This is a genomic window from Leptospira johnsonii (assembly GCF_003112675.1).
Taxonomy (GTDB): domain Bacteria; phylum Spirochaetota; class Leptospiria; order Leptospirales; family Leptospiraceae; genus Leptospira_B; species Leptospira_B johnsonii.
Genome location: NZ_BFAY01000004.1, coordinates 16,482 through 31,039 on the forward strand (window position 1 = coordinate 16,482; position 14,558 = coordinate 31,039).

8 protein-coding genes, 1 tRNA gene and 1 riboswitch are annotated in these 14,558 nt (G+C 41.6%); of the genes, 5 read left to right on the forward strand and 4 right to left on the reverse strand.

Annotated features, from left to right (window positions below):
* Positions 1-16: 16 nt before the first annotated feature.
* Complete coding sequence (locus LPTSP_RS01155) at positions 17-7,615, forward strand: SpvB/TcaC N-terminal domain-containing protein (protein WP_108927023.1); 7,599 nt, start codon at positions 17-19, stop codon at positions 7,613-7,615.
* A 655-nt stretch (positions 7,616-8,270) separates the two neighbouring features.
* A complete protein-coding gene (locus LPTSP_RS01165) occupies positions 8,271-8,510 on the forward strand; it encodes a hypothetical protein (RefSeq protein WP_100767914.1) in 240 nt (79 codons plus the stop codon).
* A gap of 8 nt (positions 8,511-8,518) precedes the next feature.
* Here LPTSP_RS01165 and LPTSP_RS01170 read toward each other — a convergent pair.
* Positions 8,519-8,591, reverse strand: a tRNA-Phe gene (locus tag LPTSP_RS01170).
* Positions 8,592-8,630: 39 nt separating this feature from the next.
* Between LPTSP_RS01170 and LPTSP_RS01175 the strand changes: the two genes are divergently transcribed.
* Positions 8,631-9,332, forward strand: coding sequence for a protein-L-isoaspartate O-methyltransferase family protein (locus LPTSP_RS01175; RefSeq protein WP_108927025.1), 702 nt, complete (start codon positions 8,631-8,633; stop codon positions 9,330-9,332).
* 5 nt (positions 9,333-9,337) lie between these two features.
* Here the strand turns inward: LPTSP_RS01175 and LPTSP_RS01180 are convergent, their stop codons facing one another.
* Positions 9,338-10,234: a porin OmpL1 gene (locus LPTSP_RS01180; RefSeq protein ID WP_108927026.1), complete on the reverse strand. Its 897-nt coding sequence runs from the start codon at positions 10,232-10,234 to the stop codon at positions 9,338-9,340.
* Positions 10,235-10,396: 162 nt separating this feature from the next.
* On the reverse strand, positions 10,397-11,320 hold the full coding sequence (locus tag LPTSP_RS01185) for a porin OmpL1 (RefSeq protein ID WP_108927027.1): 924 nt from the start codon (positions 11,318-11,320) through the stop codon (positions 10,397-10,399).
* Positions 11,321-11,660: 340 nt separating this feature from the next.
* Positions 11,661-11,753, forward strand: a riboswitch (TPP riboswitch).
* Between the two features lie 116 nt (positions 11,754-11,869).
* Between LPTSP_RS01185 and thiC the strand changes: the two genes are divergently transcribed.
* Both thiC and LPTSP_RS01195 read left to right on the forward strand, forming a co-directional pair.
* On the forward strand, positions 11,870-13,459 hold the full coding sequence (gene thiC, locus LPTSP_RS01190) for a phosphomethylpyrimidine synthase ThiC (RefSeq protein WP_108927042.1): 1,590 nt from the start codon (positions 11,870-11,872) through the stop codon (positions 13,457-13,459).
* A 50-nt stretch (positions 13,460-13,509) separates the two neighbouring features.
* Positions 13,510-14,244 carry a hypothetical protein gene (locus LPTSP_RS01195; protein ID WP_108927043.1) on the forward strand — a complete coding sequence of 245 codons (735 nt, stop codon included), beginning with the start codon at positions 13,510-13,512 and terminating at the stop codon, positions 14,242-14,244.
* Between the two features lie 54 nt (positions 14,245-14,298).
* Here the strand turns inward: LPTSP_RS01195 and LPTSP_RS01200 are convergent, their stop codons facing one another.
* A complete protein-coding gene (locus LPTSP_RS01200) occupies positions 14,299-14,511 on the reverse strand; it encodes a hypothetical protein (RefSeq protein WP_108927044.1) in 213 nt (70 codons plus the stop codon).
* Positions 14,512-14,558 lie beyond the last annotated feature (47 nt).

Sequence of the window (14,558 nt, forward strand, 5' to 3'; positions counted from 1 at the left end):
TATATTGGAAAGGAAAATGCATTTAAACCTTGAAAATTTAAGAATTCCAAAGATCGGAAAGAAATCTGGTAACAGAGACTTAAATATCTCATGGTTGTTTATTTTCCTTTTTCCATTTTTGCTCTCCTGCTCCAGAGAAGGTGGAGTCGGACAGCTATTGTCCAAAATGATCGGTTTTTCGGGAACTTCTTCCTTTAATACAACTTCCTTTCCTTCACCAGGCTCTGCACCTTCTCCCGAAGGTAGCGACTTATATTCTATTTCGACAAATTATAGTGCGGCAATCGATGATCCCGAAAGTAAGGCAAATCCTCTCTCAGGTGCGATTTTTATTTCTCCACCTGAACCTAATAATTTCGGAGCGGTATCCTTAAACTATCCTATAGAAATCACACCCGGAAGAGCCGGAATACAACCAAATGTTAGCTTGGGCTATTCTTCCTCTGGAGGAGACGGCTGGCTGGGAGTAGGTTGGAATCTCGGGATGGGAAGCATTATCCGAACTCCCGAATATGGGGCTTTGTATTACGATGTAAGAGATAGTTTTTCCTGGAATGGAAAGAAACTGATCAAAGTATCTGGCGATTCTTCGAATGAGAATGGAACCTATCGCCCTGAAGTCGTCGGAGAAGATTTTACAATTCTACGACTAACGAATATCGAGAATGGTGGAATTTGGGAAGTAAGGGATTCCTCCGGTCAAAAATCGATATATGGTCAGACTTCTTCCAGTAGAATTTATGATCCAAACAAAATCACCAGAACGTATAGCTGGAATCTATCTCAAGTAGAGGATACGAATGGAAATTTTATGGATATTGAATATGATACTTCCGAATATTCGGAAAATCGTGTCCTTTATTTAAAGGAAATTAGATATACAGGCAATTCACGTAGTGGTGTGAGTGCAAAACAATATGTTCGGTTCATTACTAAAACCCGGGATGATTCTTATGTGAGTAAGGTCCCAGGCTACGTGATGAAAATGAATAAGCTTCTGGATAAGATCCAAGTAGGATACAACGGAAGCAAACTTTGGGAATATCGAATGATATACGAGATTTCCACAGATTCCGGTCGACCTAAACTCGTCAGCGTAGACTCAGATCGGAATACTACTAAGCCTTCATTTGAATACCAAACAGCTTCCCGTATTTTGCTATGGCAGAATGTGACTAACGCATTTTCCTCGGAGCCCGAAGATGTACCTGGAGATTCCCAATTATTCGAAGGAGATTTCAATGGAGATGGAATTTCCGATATCGTCTTTTTCAATTCCAAGACTGGAAATTGGAAAGCTGCCGAAGGAAAACCGGGAGGTGGATATACATTTAAAACCTACGCGAACCGTTATAAAGGTTACGATAACCTAGAAAAGATTCGATTCTTTAAAGGAAATGTAAGCGGCGATTACAACGGAGATGGCCGAGCCGATATAGCTTTTTATCTTCCTCAAACGCGCGATTTCATAGTAGCCGAGCATAATGGGAATAACTTCCAATTTAAAAATTATGGCAGGTTGATGACTGGGATTCCGGATATATTTAGAATGGAATGGTTCCCAGGTGATTACGATGGGAATGGTCTTTCAGATGCCGTCCTATTTGATGAGCCGACTGGCTCATGGACCCTAATGCTCAATAAGGGTGGACAATTCGAATTCTTAAAGTTCTCCAGCAAATTTAAGAATCTATATCGTGGAGATTATAATCCTGACGGTAATATGGATAGCCAATCCACTACAGATATTTCCACTCAGGGGAAGGGTAGAATTAATGCTAACTTTCTCGTAGGAGATTATAATGGAGATGGAAGAACCGATATTTCCCTTTACGATGCTCGTTCAGGCAAGTGGATCGTCGGAGAAAATAATAGGAATCCAGACACCTCGAGCCCTCTCTATTTTAAATTCGATTGGTATATTTATAAAGTTTTCACTGCTCCGGAACAACGTTTATTTACTCAAGACCGCTTTTCTGGAGATTTCGACGGGGATGGGTTCTCGGATTTCTTGGTATTCGATAGATCCAGTGGGGATTGGATTTTAGGACAAACAGGAGATCGCACGATCAATTTTAGAGTTTGGTCTCGTGCTCCTCAATTTAAAGAAATCACCAAATGGTTGCAAGGTGACTTTAATGGAGATGGAAGTACCGATATCGGCTTTTACTCTGCAAGTGATGGCAAGTTTTGGATAGGTGAGGCTACAGGTACTGGATTCCGTTATCGTGTTTATAGCGATATGAATTACGGACCTTCTGCAGAGCGAGTCATGAAATCACCTTTACCTTTGGATGAGGTGACTATAGCCAAGGCTTCCGCAGTCGTTCAGGCTGCGTCTGATACGAAAACTATACTCTTAGATTATGCATATGATGGGAGCGATTTTCCAAATAGAGGAGAGCTTGCATTTCCAGGATGTTTTACAGTAAACGATTGCTCTACTTCTCCTGAACTTTTGATTTATAATAGAAAGACTACAAAATTTGATATCAGGATCGGCGCTGCGACAACTATAGGAGTATTCTCTGACTTTAATCCGGAACTTTCCGGATTAAGGATCGCTAATAACGGAAAGACGGATCGATTCACAAGGAATACAAAAGATGAGGTCTTATTCTATCAGGAGTCGGGAACCGGTAATACTTTCTCAGCTCTTCGAAATGCCTCTTCCGCTTCTTTTGAAAAAGTAAATTTTGCCTCCTTCACCGATTCAGAGGTGGGGAATTTTTATTACGACGACACTACATATATCATAGATAATTTTTCGAGTGCGAGTGTGAAATCCGTTCTGATCTTCGACGATCAACCTATAGCTGGCGCTGGAACAGGTAAATTCCTATTAAGTGGGCCGACCGGAAATCGTAATCTTATTCCAATGGGAGCACTCACTCAAACCAACCTTACAAACTTTTTCCGGTTGGGAACTAGCGGTCAGAATCGATCGAGAAGAAAAGATTTCAGCCTTTTCTCCGGGAATTTTCTGGGAGCGAGTGATGGAACTTCTCAACTTCTAATAGTGGATCGTTCCACTTCTACTCATACTTGGTATATAGGCGTTGTGGACGCTCTAAATTCCAAAATTACATTTACTAAGTTAGGCGTAACCGGAACGCCGAATCTTCCGCTTACAGCTGTAGAATTCGATTCTAAAATTCCTGCCGGAATTCCATACGGGCTATATCCGGAATCGATCGGTAAATCCATTATGCTGGGAAAATCGATCGGAGATAATTCTACTTTCTATAAGTTTAAGATATCCGGTGGAAATGTAAGTTCGGCTTCTTACTCGGCTATTTCTGCCGTTTTCGGTGGGGAGTTTGACAATAGTGGAAATCCGCTGGTAGTTCAGTTCGATCTTAAAAAGATTTTTGATATTACAAAAGTTGCATCTGTCCCGCTGCCTGAATCTGATTTGATAAAGCAAGTGGATCGATCGGACCTATTTTCTAAAATTTATCCTTTCGAATGGATCCAAGGTGATTATAACGGGGACGGAATTACAGATATTGGTATCATTCATTTGCGTGAACCGACATGGTACTATGCCATGTCTACCGGTTCCGTTCCGGATATAATTAATCGGATCAAGAATGGAATCGGAGGTATCTACGATTTAGAATACGATAATTCTACTAAATTCGATAATACCGGAGGAGATGGGATTCCTGATCTACCGGCTTCCTATCGCGTATGCACAAAAATTATCGCTGATGATGGTTTTGGAAATCGTGTCCAAAAATCCTATCAGTACAGCAGTGGAGTCGCGTTCTCCGCATTCATCAACGGTAAAAAAGAGACAGACTATTTCGGATTCACAAACTTCTCTATGAAGGATAGTCTAGGAGCAAGTACTGTCCACACTTTCCATAGCATGCCATATTCAGATTTTATGATGAACCGTGCCTTAGGTGGGGCGGAGAAGGAAATGCATATTCTAGGATCGGATAATCAGGATTACGGAAAGTCCCTGACTTCTTACGATGTAAAAAAGATGGAAGTCTCTCCTGGAGTCGCAACCTATGTGGCTTATTCTACTAAGAAAGAAAGTTACTTGTCCGGAGCTAGGACGACTACGAGTACTAACCTTCTCACGATAGATAGTTATAGCATCACGAAGAAGGTGGAAAGTGTAACCGATCATTATGAGGATGCATCCCATTCTTCGGAAACAATCGTAAATTCTTTTGAATTCGAGACGGACACGAATACCAATGAGCGCCGGATCAAGAAATCCGTTTCCTTCCAGGGAAGTAATACTGAGAAAACCTCCCTCATGACTTATGATGGTCAAGGAAACCTGACCAAAACAGTGACATCGTACACCGGAAGCGGTTTACCGGCTACTAAGACTTCCATTATTGAATACGCATATGATACTCTTGGAAACAAAGTCTTAGAGAAAGACTCCAGTTCTGCACCTGCAAGAGGAAAGGAATTCGTTTACGACGATGATCTTCGTCAATTCGTGAAAGAATCTACCGCATTCGGTGGAGGAATTCGTTTTAAGACTACATATGTAATCGATTATTCTAATGCTTTTGGAAATCCTACCAGAGTAACCGATCCTAATGGAAACAAAACTGAATATGAATATGACCTATATGGCAGGATTACTGAGACTAGCGCAGATACGGATTCCGGGACCAAAACTCTGGCTTCTTATAATTATAGTTCTAATTTTCCTCTCAGTGCTTTAACAAACTTAGGAACAGGAACCGGAGATCCCGACTTTTCTCTCCGCAAATATTCAGATGGTTTAGGTAGAGCAATCTACCAGGTTAAAACTGCTTCTAACGGAAAGTTCGTTCGCACCGGAAGAATCGTATATGATTCCGTAGGAAGAGTGGCTCGTATTGGACAGCCAGATTGGGCGGATGGTTCCGAATTGGATAGTTTTGCTCTTCATATGGAAGAGAAGAATCCGACCTATTTTGAATACGATGCAATTGGAAGACAGATCAAAACTATTCTTCCACAAGCAGCAGGTGAGACCTCAGCTAGTGTTGCAACTACGACCTATAATGGAGCTTTCGAAGTCCTGGTGGAGACGAGCGGAGGAACGAGAAAGAGAACCATTCAGAATGCTCGAGGCAAAAGTCTATTCGTAGAAGATTCAGGAACTGACGGCACAAGCGCTCAAATCGGTTTTTGTTACGATCTTTCCGGGAATCTAATCAAAAAATCCGACCTAAACGGGACCAATCTAAGTTGTGGGGATATTACAACTGGGATCAATCAAAAGGATCTATCTGGAAAAAACCAAACATATTGGCAATACGACGCTTTCGGGCAATTGGTTACACAAAGTGATCCGGATTTAGGGATCACGAAAAACGTATACAACGCTTTTGGAGACCTGACTAAGACTACTGATGCCAGAGGATATATAATCCAAATCACTTATGATTCTTTCGGTCGTATGATCCTGAAAGAGTTACAAGACGGAGATGTCCATTATACTTACGATTCCGGATACGGAAGCGAGAACGCTTTAGGAAAATTGGTTTCGGTCGATAGTTCCTCCCAACTCAAGACATTCAGTTATGATAAATTAGGAAGACCGAAAAAAGAAACTCGGCTCATCAAAGACATTCCTCTGCAAGATGCAGGAGGTCCGTATGAAACAAATTATACCTATGATTTATTAGGAAGGGTAACGACCATCCATTATCCGGAACATCCAGTCAGTCATACTAGAATGAAAGCCTGCTACACCTACGGTAGTGCAGGCTATATTACTGGAATTTCCGTACAAGTAAATACGAACGGAATTTTACCTGGATTTTGCGGTAAAACCATCGTAGAGAATATCGCATACAATGAATTCGGTCAAACTGCCGGATTTGCTTTAGGGAATGGAGTCCAAACCGATTATACATACGACGTAAAACGAAGATTGGTGAGAATCCATTCTTCCGGAGATGTGGACGGAACTACGAAGGTTCTGCAAGATGCAGTTTATGCATTTAATGAAAATAATAATATAGTAGGAATCTCTAATACTTCTTCCGAGTACAATACGAATTATACCTATGATTATGACGGACTAAATCGACTCGTAAATGCGAGCGGGATCTATACGGAGTCTGCGGATAATTATACCAAAAACTTCCGCCAAAGTTTCGATTATGCTCAAAACGGAAATCTTCTAAAAAAACGACGCCACGATTTCGCTGGCGGCCAAGTTTTGGATGAATGGGCTTACCAATACCAAAACCACCAAGTCTTAAAAATTGATTCTACTCAGACCGGACTAAGCACACTCCAGATGGGGTACGATGCAGTCGGGAATATGACTACCCAGACTGATAATTCCAAGGATCTCAAAAAAGAGATCCATTTCGATTCTGAAAATCGGATCAGCTTCGTAGAAGATAAAGATGGAGCCGAAGTTGGAAAATATCGGTATGACGAGGGCGGGTTCCGGGTTCGCAAAACTGCCCTTGTTCCGAAAGGGGCCGAAATCAAGCACCAGGAAATCCTGTATCCAAGCAAATTCTACGGTCTTGAATACGTAGAAGAAGATAATACTCTACAAAGCATTAATAATATTTATTTGAACGGTGTCCGGATCGCTGCATTAAACGAGGATGGAGTCACAGCTTATTTCTTAACGGATCAGGTAGATTCTGTAGGTCAGATCCTGGATGACAATGCTCATACCGTCAGCCTTTTACAATACGAGCCATACGGAGCGACATTCGTTCAAAGAGGAAACCAAAACTTCAGTCCAAAATATAACTCTCAGGAGCTAGATCAGGAAACTAGTTTCTATTTTTATAATGCACGTTATTACGATCCGGAGATTGCGAGGTTTGCCAGTGCGGATACTGTTATTGATGGAGCAGGTTCAACACAAGGTTGGAATCGGTTTTCTTACGTAGCGGGGAATCCGATTCGGTATAAAGATCCGACAGGACATGAAGGATTTTCACCTGGACAGTGGAGTTATTTTCAAAATGGATTCCGCGGTCTACGTAAGGAAATTTTTGTACCGACTGTGCGGAAGATGGAAAGAGAAGACAAAGGTGAGTATAAGTGGTTCGCCGGGCCTGGCATGCTCGCACCTTATGCAATATATGCTAGCGCAGATCTCCTGGAACATGACTACTCGAAATTTGCTAAACGCACTGCAACTGATGTTCCTCTTGCTATTACTAGTTGGGCCCTTTTAGGAGCCGGGCCAGCATATACAACAACTACTGCCGGAACCAACGCTATATTTACTAATGGTGGTCGTTTAATATTAACTTCTCCCGGAACGAAAGGATTCTTAAAGCATAGTATTCCCAATTTGCTAAAAGCCTTTGGCTCTGCTCCACCCGATGTTAAAAAGCAAATAACAAATAAAGTTGCTGAACGTTTAATATATGGTAATGTTGGAAGAGAGCTAACAAATTTAGTGACTGGGGTTGGATTCACTAAAGGTGTTTATGATTTCTTTGTCGATGGGCCTTTTAGCCCTAATCCTCCGGAGACGCCATGGTCAGCTGCTGGGTTAGGTGCGGGCGAAACTGTTAAAGATATGTGGAATAAGTATGATGAATGGAAAGAAAACTCAAAAAAAAGTGTTAAACAAGATGCACCCAAATCGAAGAACAAAATTAAGTAGCTATATATTAAATTTTTTATGCTACTATTCCATTGTTCTTTTTTTCTCTGTTTTCATGACAAAGATGGGATGCAAAGGAAAATTATTGGTTCCCGATGGAAATGGAAGTTCATGGGAAGAAATAACTACATTCTTTCCTGTTATGCTTATTTTTTCTGCAGTCGTCGCATTAACGATAGTCTTTATTTTTTGGTATTTAAGCGTAATCTAAAAGGACGATTTTCTATTCCATTCTTCATTTAAAGAGCTAGTTTGAAAGGTCATGACATTAAATTTTTATCAATCTGAGTAGTTAATGAAATACGCTTTTTATCTTTCTGAAATCTGATAAATTATCTGCAATAAAAAGATTGAATATGGGTTGGTTAAAGGAGTTTGAGGATTTTCTCGAAAAGAGGGTTTCCCTCCAGTAAACAATATCATGTTTTTTTCGCACATTTAAGCATCAAAGGAAACTATTATTACTTAAGCAGTAAGAAAAAGCAATTCACTCAAAGTCTATTGCCAAGTGAACCAGGGATTTAATTAAAACCGATTGAGCTGAATTTAGACGGCCATAATAGAAGATCAATCCTCCTCTTGAACCCACCTCCGACCAAAAAGCCTAGAATAAATCTCTTTCCAAAAGATCTATACTTGATAGAGCAGTAGAATCATGAAATACTTGGAAACTTCTCAAATCATCCCTGCTAAGGGGATGTCCTACACGATGTATGAAATCGAAGGGGAGGACCAGATTTTACGGATGCTTACTTATATACCGGACACGGATGAGATACATATATATCCTAAACCGCCGGTGAAAAAATTATATAAGCCCGAACTTTGCAAACAAGTGGAAGATCTGGTATTTACCGAACTATGGAAATTGGGAGAGGAAAGAAAGAAGGGATAATCGGGTTTTGGCTTCGGGCAGAATCGAACTGCCGACACAAGGATTTTCAGTCCTCTGCTCTACCGACTGAGCTACAAAGCCGAACCCAAAACCAAAATACTGAGCCGGGCCAGGACGTCAATGGAAAATCCTGATTTAGGCTTCGTCTCCCGTTTCGATGATGTTGGGACTGTTCTTGCAAGAGAAAGAATGGTCCGAACCCAAATTGCAGAAAGAGGGATTAAGGACCCAAACTTACTTTCCGCATTTCTAAAAGTTCCCAGACATATATTCCTGCCTGAAAAATACAGAGAACATTCTTATGAAGACAAAGCAGTCCCGATCGGGGAAGAACAAACCATTTCTCAACCCTATATAGTCGCCTTCATTGCAAACCAACTTAAAGTTAAACCGGGAGATACAATTTTAGAAATTGGCACGGGGTCCGGATATTTAGCCTCAATTTTGGATCTATTGGGAGCGAGACTTCTCTCTTTTGAGATCGTGCCTGAATTGTACGAAAGATCCTTAGGAGTCTTGGAAACTTGGTCTCCCGGATTTACTAAAAGGAACAAACTTCTATTTGGAGATGCGTTACTTCTCACCCAAACAAAAGCAAAATTTTCCAAATTTGTATCTTCTGCATGTTTTCCAAAAATCCCGGGACCCGGAAGTTTCCTTTTCGAATCTTTGACGGAAGAAGGGATCGCAGTTCTTCCCGTGGAATGGAAGGAAGAAGTCCAGTTGCTTTTAACTCTTAAGAAGGAACAAAATCGATTTGAAGAAACAAACCGATTGCCTGTGAAGTTCGTGCCACTTTTGGGAAGAGTAGATCTGGTTTAAAATTTTCAGATCTCGTGTTTATAGCCGAATCTGTATTGGGTCCCACCTAAAACTTGAGGATAGGCAACGCTTGGTGCTAAACCGGCAATTCCTCCCTCCGATCTAGGATGAGCAATCCCGTATTGAAAGGAGAATAACGTCTCCATTTCCATATAGATATGACCCTTATCCGATATCCTCGCCTGAGCACCGATAAGCCAGTTAGGAGCGATCCCGGAAACATTAAATTTAGTATTCTCCCACACTGCGGAGGGATCCGTTCCGTCGGACACCAAGCCCAGGACAGTAGTATCAGTAATGTTTGCATCTACTAACGCCTGATGGACATCGCTCAAACGGTTATGCCCCGCTAAACTCCATCCACCTTTAAAATAATGAAGCCCGGCACCTATATATACTGCTGCATCTTCTGAAACCGAAAGTTTGATCCCTATATTAACTGGGACTTGTATCGCATTATAATCCCAGGTCATATGATAAAAAGATTGTCCTGCAAATTTCGCTTCTGTATCTCCTCCCATAATCTTGCGAGTATAATGGGCGTTTACTCTCCAGAAGAAAGCCTTTCCAAAATCTTGCTCATATCCTAAGGACAAAGTGAGGCCTGTCATCCCTCCGTTCGTCTTTGTACTGATGAGTCCATTGGAAGAATGTTGTAAGGTTAATAAGCGATTCTCTGGAATGACTGCGAGGCGGGGAAGAACTCCATTCTGAGTTCCCGTGGAATCAGTAGTAGCGTAATTACTGGAAGAATCCAAACCATCTGTAGAGATCGTACTTCCCAATGCTCCTAGATCGAATTGTAATCCGGCACTACCCATCAGATATGTTTTTGCTTCTAAAAAGACTCCTGGGATTAAGAGAAGAAACGTTGCGATCGTTCTTTTAGCAGCTTGTATCATAGTATTCTCCATTAACTATCCTTAAACAAGCTCATTGGACTAAACTGGCCCCAAAAACAGCGACCGTTTTTTAGGTTGGATGTGATTTACATTTGTCATGTGAAAATAAAAAAGGCCCTCCGAAACGGAGAGCCTTTGCATAATCCAAACAAAGATCTTGAATTAGATCTCGTGTTTGTATCCGAATCTGTACTGGTTTCCACCAAGAACTTGAGGATAAGCAACGGAAGGTGCTAAACCTTGCGCGCCACCTGCTGATCTCGGGTGACCGATACCATATTTGAAGGAGAACAGAGTCTCAACTTCCATAAAGATATGACCTTTGTCGGAAATTCTAGATTGAGCTCCGATTAGCCAGTTTGGAGCAACTCCGGAAACTTGGAAGGTAGTTTTTTCGTAGTTCGCAGAAGGATCAGTTCCATCAGCAAGTAAGCCAGCGATAGTGGAGGACTGTGCTTGCGCGAGGGTTTGCCCGCCAGCAACTAAAGCATTAACCACAGCATTGTGAACGTCATTCAAACGGTTGTTTCCCGCTAAGCTCCATCCACCATTGAAGTAGTGAACCCCAGCTCCGATGTAAAAGGAAGTATCTTCAGTAACGGAAAGTTTGATACCTACGTTTACTGGCACTTGGAGTGCATGGTAGTCCCAAGTGATATCATAGAAACTTTGCCCTAAGAATTTTGCATTAGTATCTCCACCCATAACTTTACGAGTGTAGTGTGCATTTGCTCTCCAGAAGAAAGCTTTTCCGAAATCCTGCTCATATCCTAAGGAAACTGTAAGTCCAGTCATTGCTCCGCTGGTTTTAGCGCTGACTAATCCCATTGTAGTGTGTTGTAAACTTAACAGACGGTTTTCAGGAATGATTGCACGACGAGGAAGAACCCCATTCTGAGTTCCAGTGGAATCAGTAGTAGCATAACTTCCAGATGCGTCCAAACCATCAGTTGCAATTGTATCGCCCAATGATCCCAGGTCAAATTGGAGACCGAGGCCTCCAGTGATGTAAGACTTTGCGCTCAAGCCGAATGAAGAACAAAGTACGGCGAAAACTAACAAAGCTTTCGTGATGTTACGAACCATTTAAATAGCTCCTTAAACTTTTCGTATAGTAGAGTGGTTTTTCACCTGGACCGTTTATGTCTATCGTGGGTCCAAGCGTTGGACAGGACAATATCGACACGGACCTGAGTGTCAAACAGATATTCTGGATAAAATAAAAAAGTCTGTTATATAGGATTTTATTTTGAACATTTGTTGTAAAAAATAAATATTCACTTCCTCTTCCATTCGAAGCTTAACGTCCGTTCGTTAATTTCGATTTTTTTAGCTTCGAGAAAAATCAGTGAATTTTCCCTCACGAATTCAAGTGAGAAGTTCCGTAAAAACTCCTTGCAAGACTAGAATTTAGGAATCCAATGGAGAGAACCGTTGGGGGTGGGACCAAAAGTCTCTGAGAGAGTCCCCGGAACCTGATCAGGATAATGCCTGCGAAGGGAAACGGAAAAAAACAAACATCCGAGATCTAGGTCCGCGAAAGATTATAAATTTCGCATGGACTTTCTCCCGGATCCTTTTTCTTTTCCCCGTTTTTCAGATTCCGGAATTTTCCCCCGACATGGGAGAAACACTATGGAATCCAATCAAACTCTAACTCCATTCGAGATCCCTCGAAAAGAGATACGCTTAAGCAACGGATCCGTTTATAGCGCATACACTACAGAAGGTCCTTGGAAAGACGGATGGAATCCTTCCGATTGGAAGGCAGGGATCCCTAAGCTTAGGGCGGAATGGATCCATAAAAGAAGTTCAGGACCTTCTCCCGTCCAAAATCATTCCCAAATGTATTTCGCAAAACAAGGATTGATAACTGAAGAGATGCAATATGTTGCTCTTCGTGAGGGAATGGATCCTGAATTCGTGAGAAGTGAGATCGCCAGAGGTAGAGCGATCATCCCTTCCAATAAGAACCATCCTGAATTAGAGCCGATGATCATTGGCAAAAACTTCCTGGTGAAAATAAACGCGAATATAGGAAACTCCGCTCTTTCTTCTTCTATTGAAGAAGAAGTAGAGAAGCTCCGCTGGTCCATTAAGTGGGGAGCTGACACCGTGATGGATCTATCTACTGGAAAGAATATCCATGAGACAAGAGAATGGATCATACGTAATTCTCCTGTTCCAATTGGAACAGTCCCAATCTACCAGGCTCTGGAAAAAGTAAAAGGTAAGGCGGAAAATTTAAGTCTTTCTGTATTTTTAGAAACTTTGGAAGAACAAGCGGAACAGGGTGTGGATTATTTTACAATTCACTCGGGAGTCCTTCTCAGGTACATTCCACTGACCTCTAAGAGAGTGACAGGTATTGTTTCCAGGGGTGGGTCCATCATTGCAAAATGGTGCCTGGCACATCATCAGGAAAATTTCCTCTACACAGGTTTTGAGGAGATCTGTAAGGTAATGAAAAAGTACGGAGTGTCTTTCTCCTTGGGTGACGGTTTACGTCCTGGAAGTATTGCGGATGCAAACGACGAGGCACAATTCTCCGAATTAAGGACCTTGGGTGAGCTTACACAGATAGCTTGGAAAGAAGACATCCAAGTAATGATTGAAGGTCCAGGCCATGTTCCAATGGATAAGATCAAGGAGAATGTAGATTTGCAGATGGAAATTTGTAAGGAAGCTCCATTCTATACTTTAGGACCTCTAGTTACTGATATCGCACCTGGTTACGATCATATCACTTCTGCGATTGGTGCTGCGATGATAGGTTGGCATGGGACCGCAATGCTTTGTTATGTAACTCCCAAAGAGCATTTGGGACTTCCTGATAAAGAAGACGTAAAACAAGGAGTGCTCGCCTATAAGATTGCAGCACATGCGGCCGATCTTGCCAAAGGACATCCAGGGGCCAAAGAAAGAGACGATCTATTAAGTAAGGCAAGGTTCGAGTTCAGATGGGACGACCAGTTTGCACTTTCCTTGGATCCGGATACCGCTCAGTCCTTTCATGACGAGACATTACCTCAAGATAGAATGAAAACTGCGCATTTTTGTTCCATGTGCGGGCCTCATTTCTGCTCCATGCATTTGACCCAAGAACTTAGAAAATATGCAGAAGAGAAAGGAATTTCGGACGAGAAGGCCATGGAAGAGGGATTCAAAGAAAAATCCCAAGAATTTTTAAATAAAGGCGGAACTGTCTACGTCTCCTCCGAGTAGCTTGACCTTTCCAAATAAATTTGGAATCCTGGATCGGCTTTAGGACCCGTATGAAACAGAAACTCGTTCAAAAACTAATTTTCGTATTCTTCTTATTGATTGCACCTGCGGCTTTCGCCCAAGGAAGTAACGATCTTGCCCCTGTTCCGGGTGAACTCGAACAGGCGGGGAGAAGAGGTTCCAGAAAATTTTTCATTGGAGGTTTTACTGCAAACGGTCTGAGTTGGTTCGGTTCAGGGATCCAATTTTCTTCTAAATTGGCTGCTTCTCTCCAATGGCAGGAACAAAGAGTGATCCAAAGATTCGATTTGGATGTGAATGGTGTGCAGTCTGATCTGTCTGGAGTATTTACTCTTACAAATTCGGAAAAGATCCAAAGGCAAGTTGCGCTTCAAATGGAATGGTTTCCTTTTTCAGGACCTTATTATTTTGCAGCTGGCGGGGGATTAGAAACTTATTCTGAAAAACAAAGAAAGACAGAGACCTATGTTCCGAGCGGAAATTATAGGGACTATGCTTGGAATATTTCCCAACAAAAACTTTTTCTTTCTGCGGGAGCCGGTTTCCGGTACGTTTTCAATTCAGGATTTTTTATCCATGTAGGAGGAAATATCCTATTTTATCCGGAAAGAACCACTCATGAACAAAGAGGTTCTTACGGCGCCAATACAAATTGGGATTATAGACAATTACAAAAAGATTGGCAAGAGCCTGAAAAAGAGGCCAGAACTCATCAGAATCCGTACGGGGCTCAACTGCAGATCTTATTCGGGATAGCAATATAATCTGCCACTTTCCAGGATTCGATCATCTAACCTGGAACTGGTTATTATAGAATTTTAATGTAGGGTAGAAGGAACGCCATCCCTGGTTTTATGACTTAATGTGGTCTTAAATGTTTCAATCACCTTGGAACATTCCCAAGTGGAAACATCATAACCTATCGTTAAGAACCAATTTTGTAAAAAATTAGGATCTTCTTTTTCTATGCTGAGTATAAATTGAGGATGGTTAGCTTTTTCCGTATGAACAAAATCTAAAAAAGTTCTCAAACTATTTCCCACCGATCTCAGGAGGATTGTCTCCGATTTAGAATTCG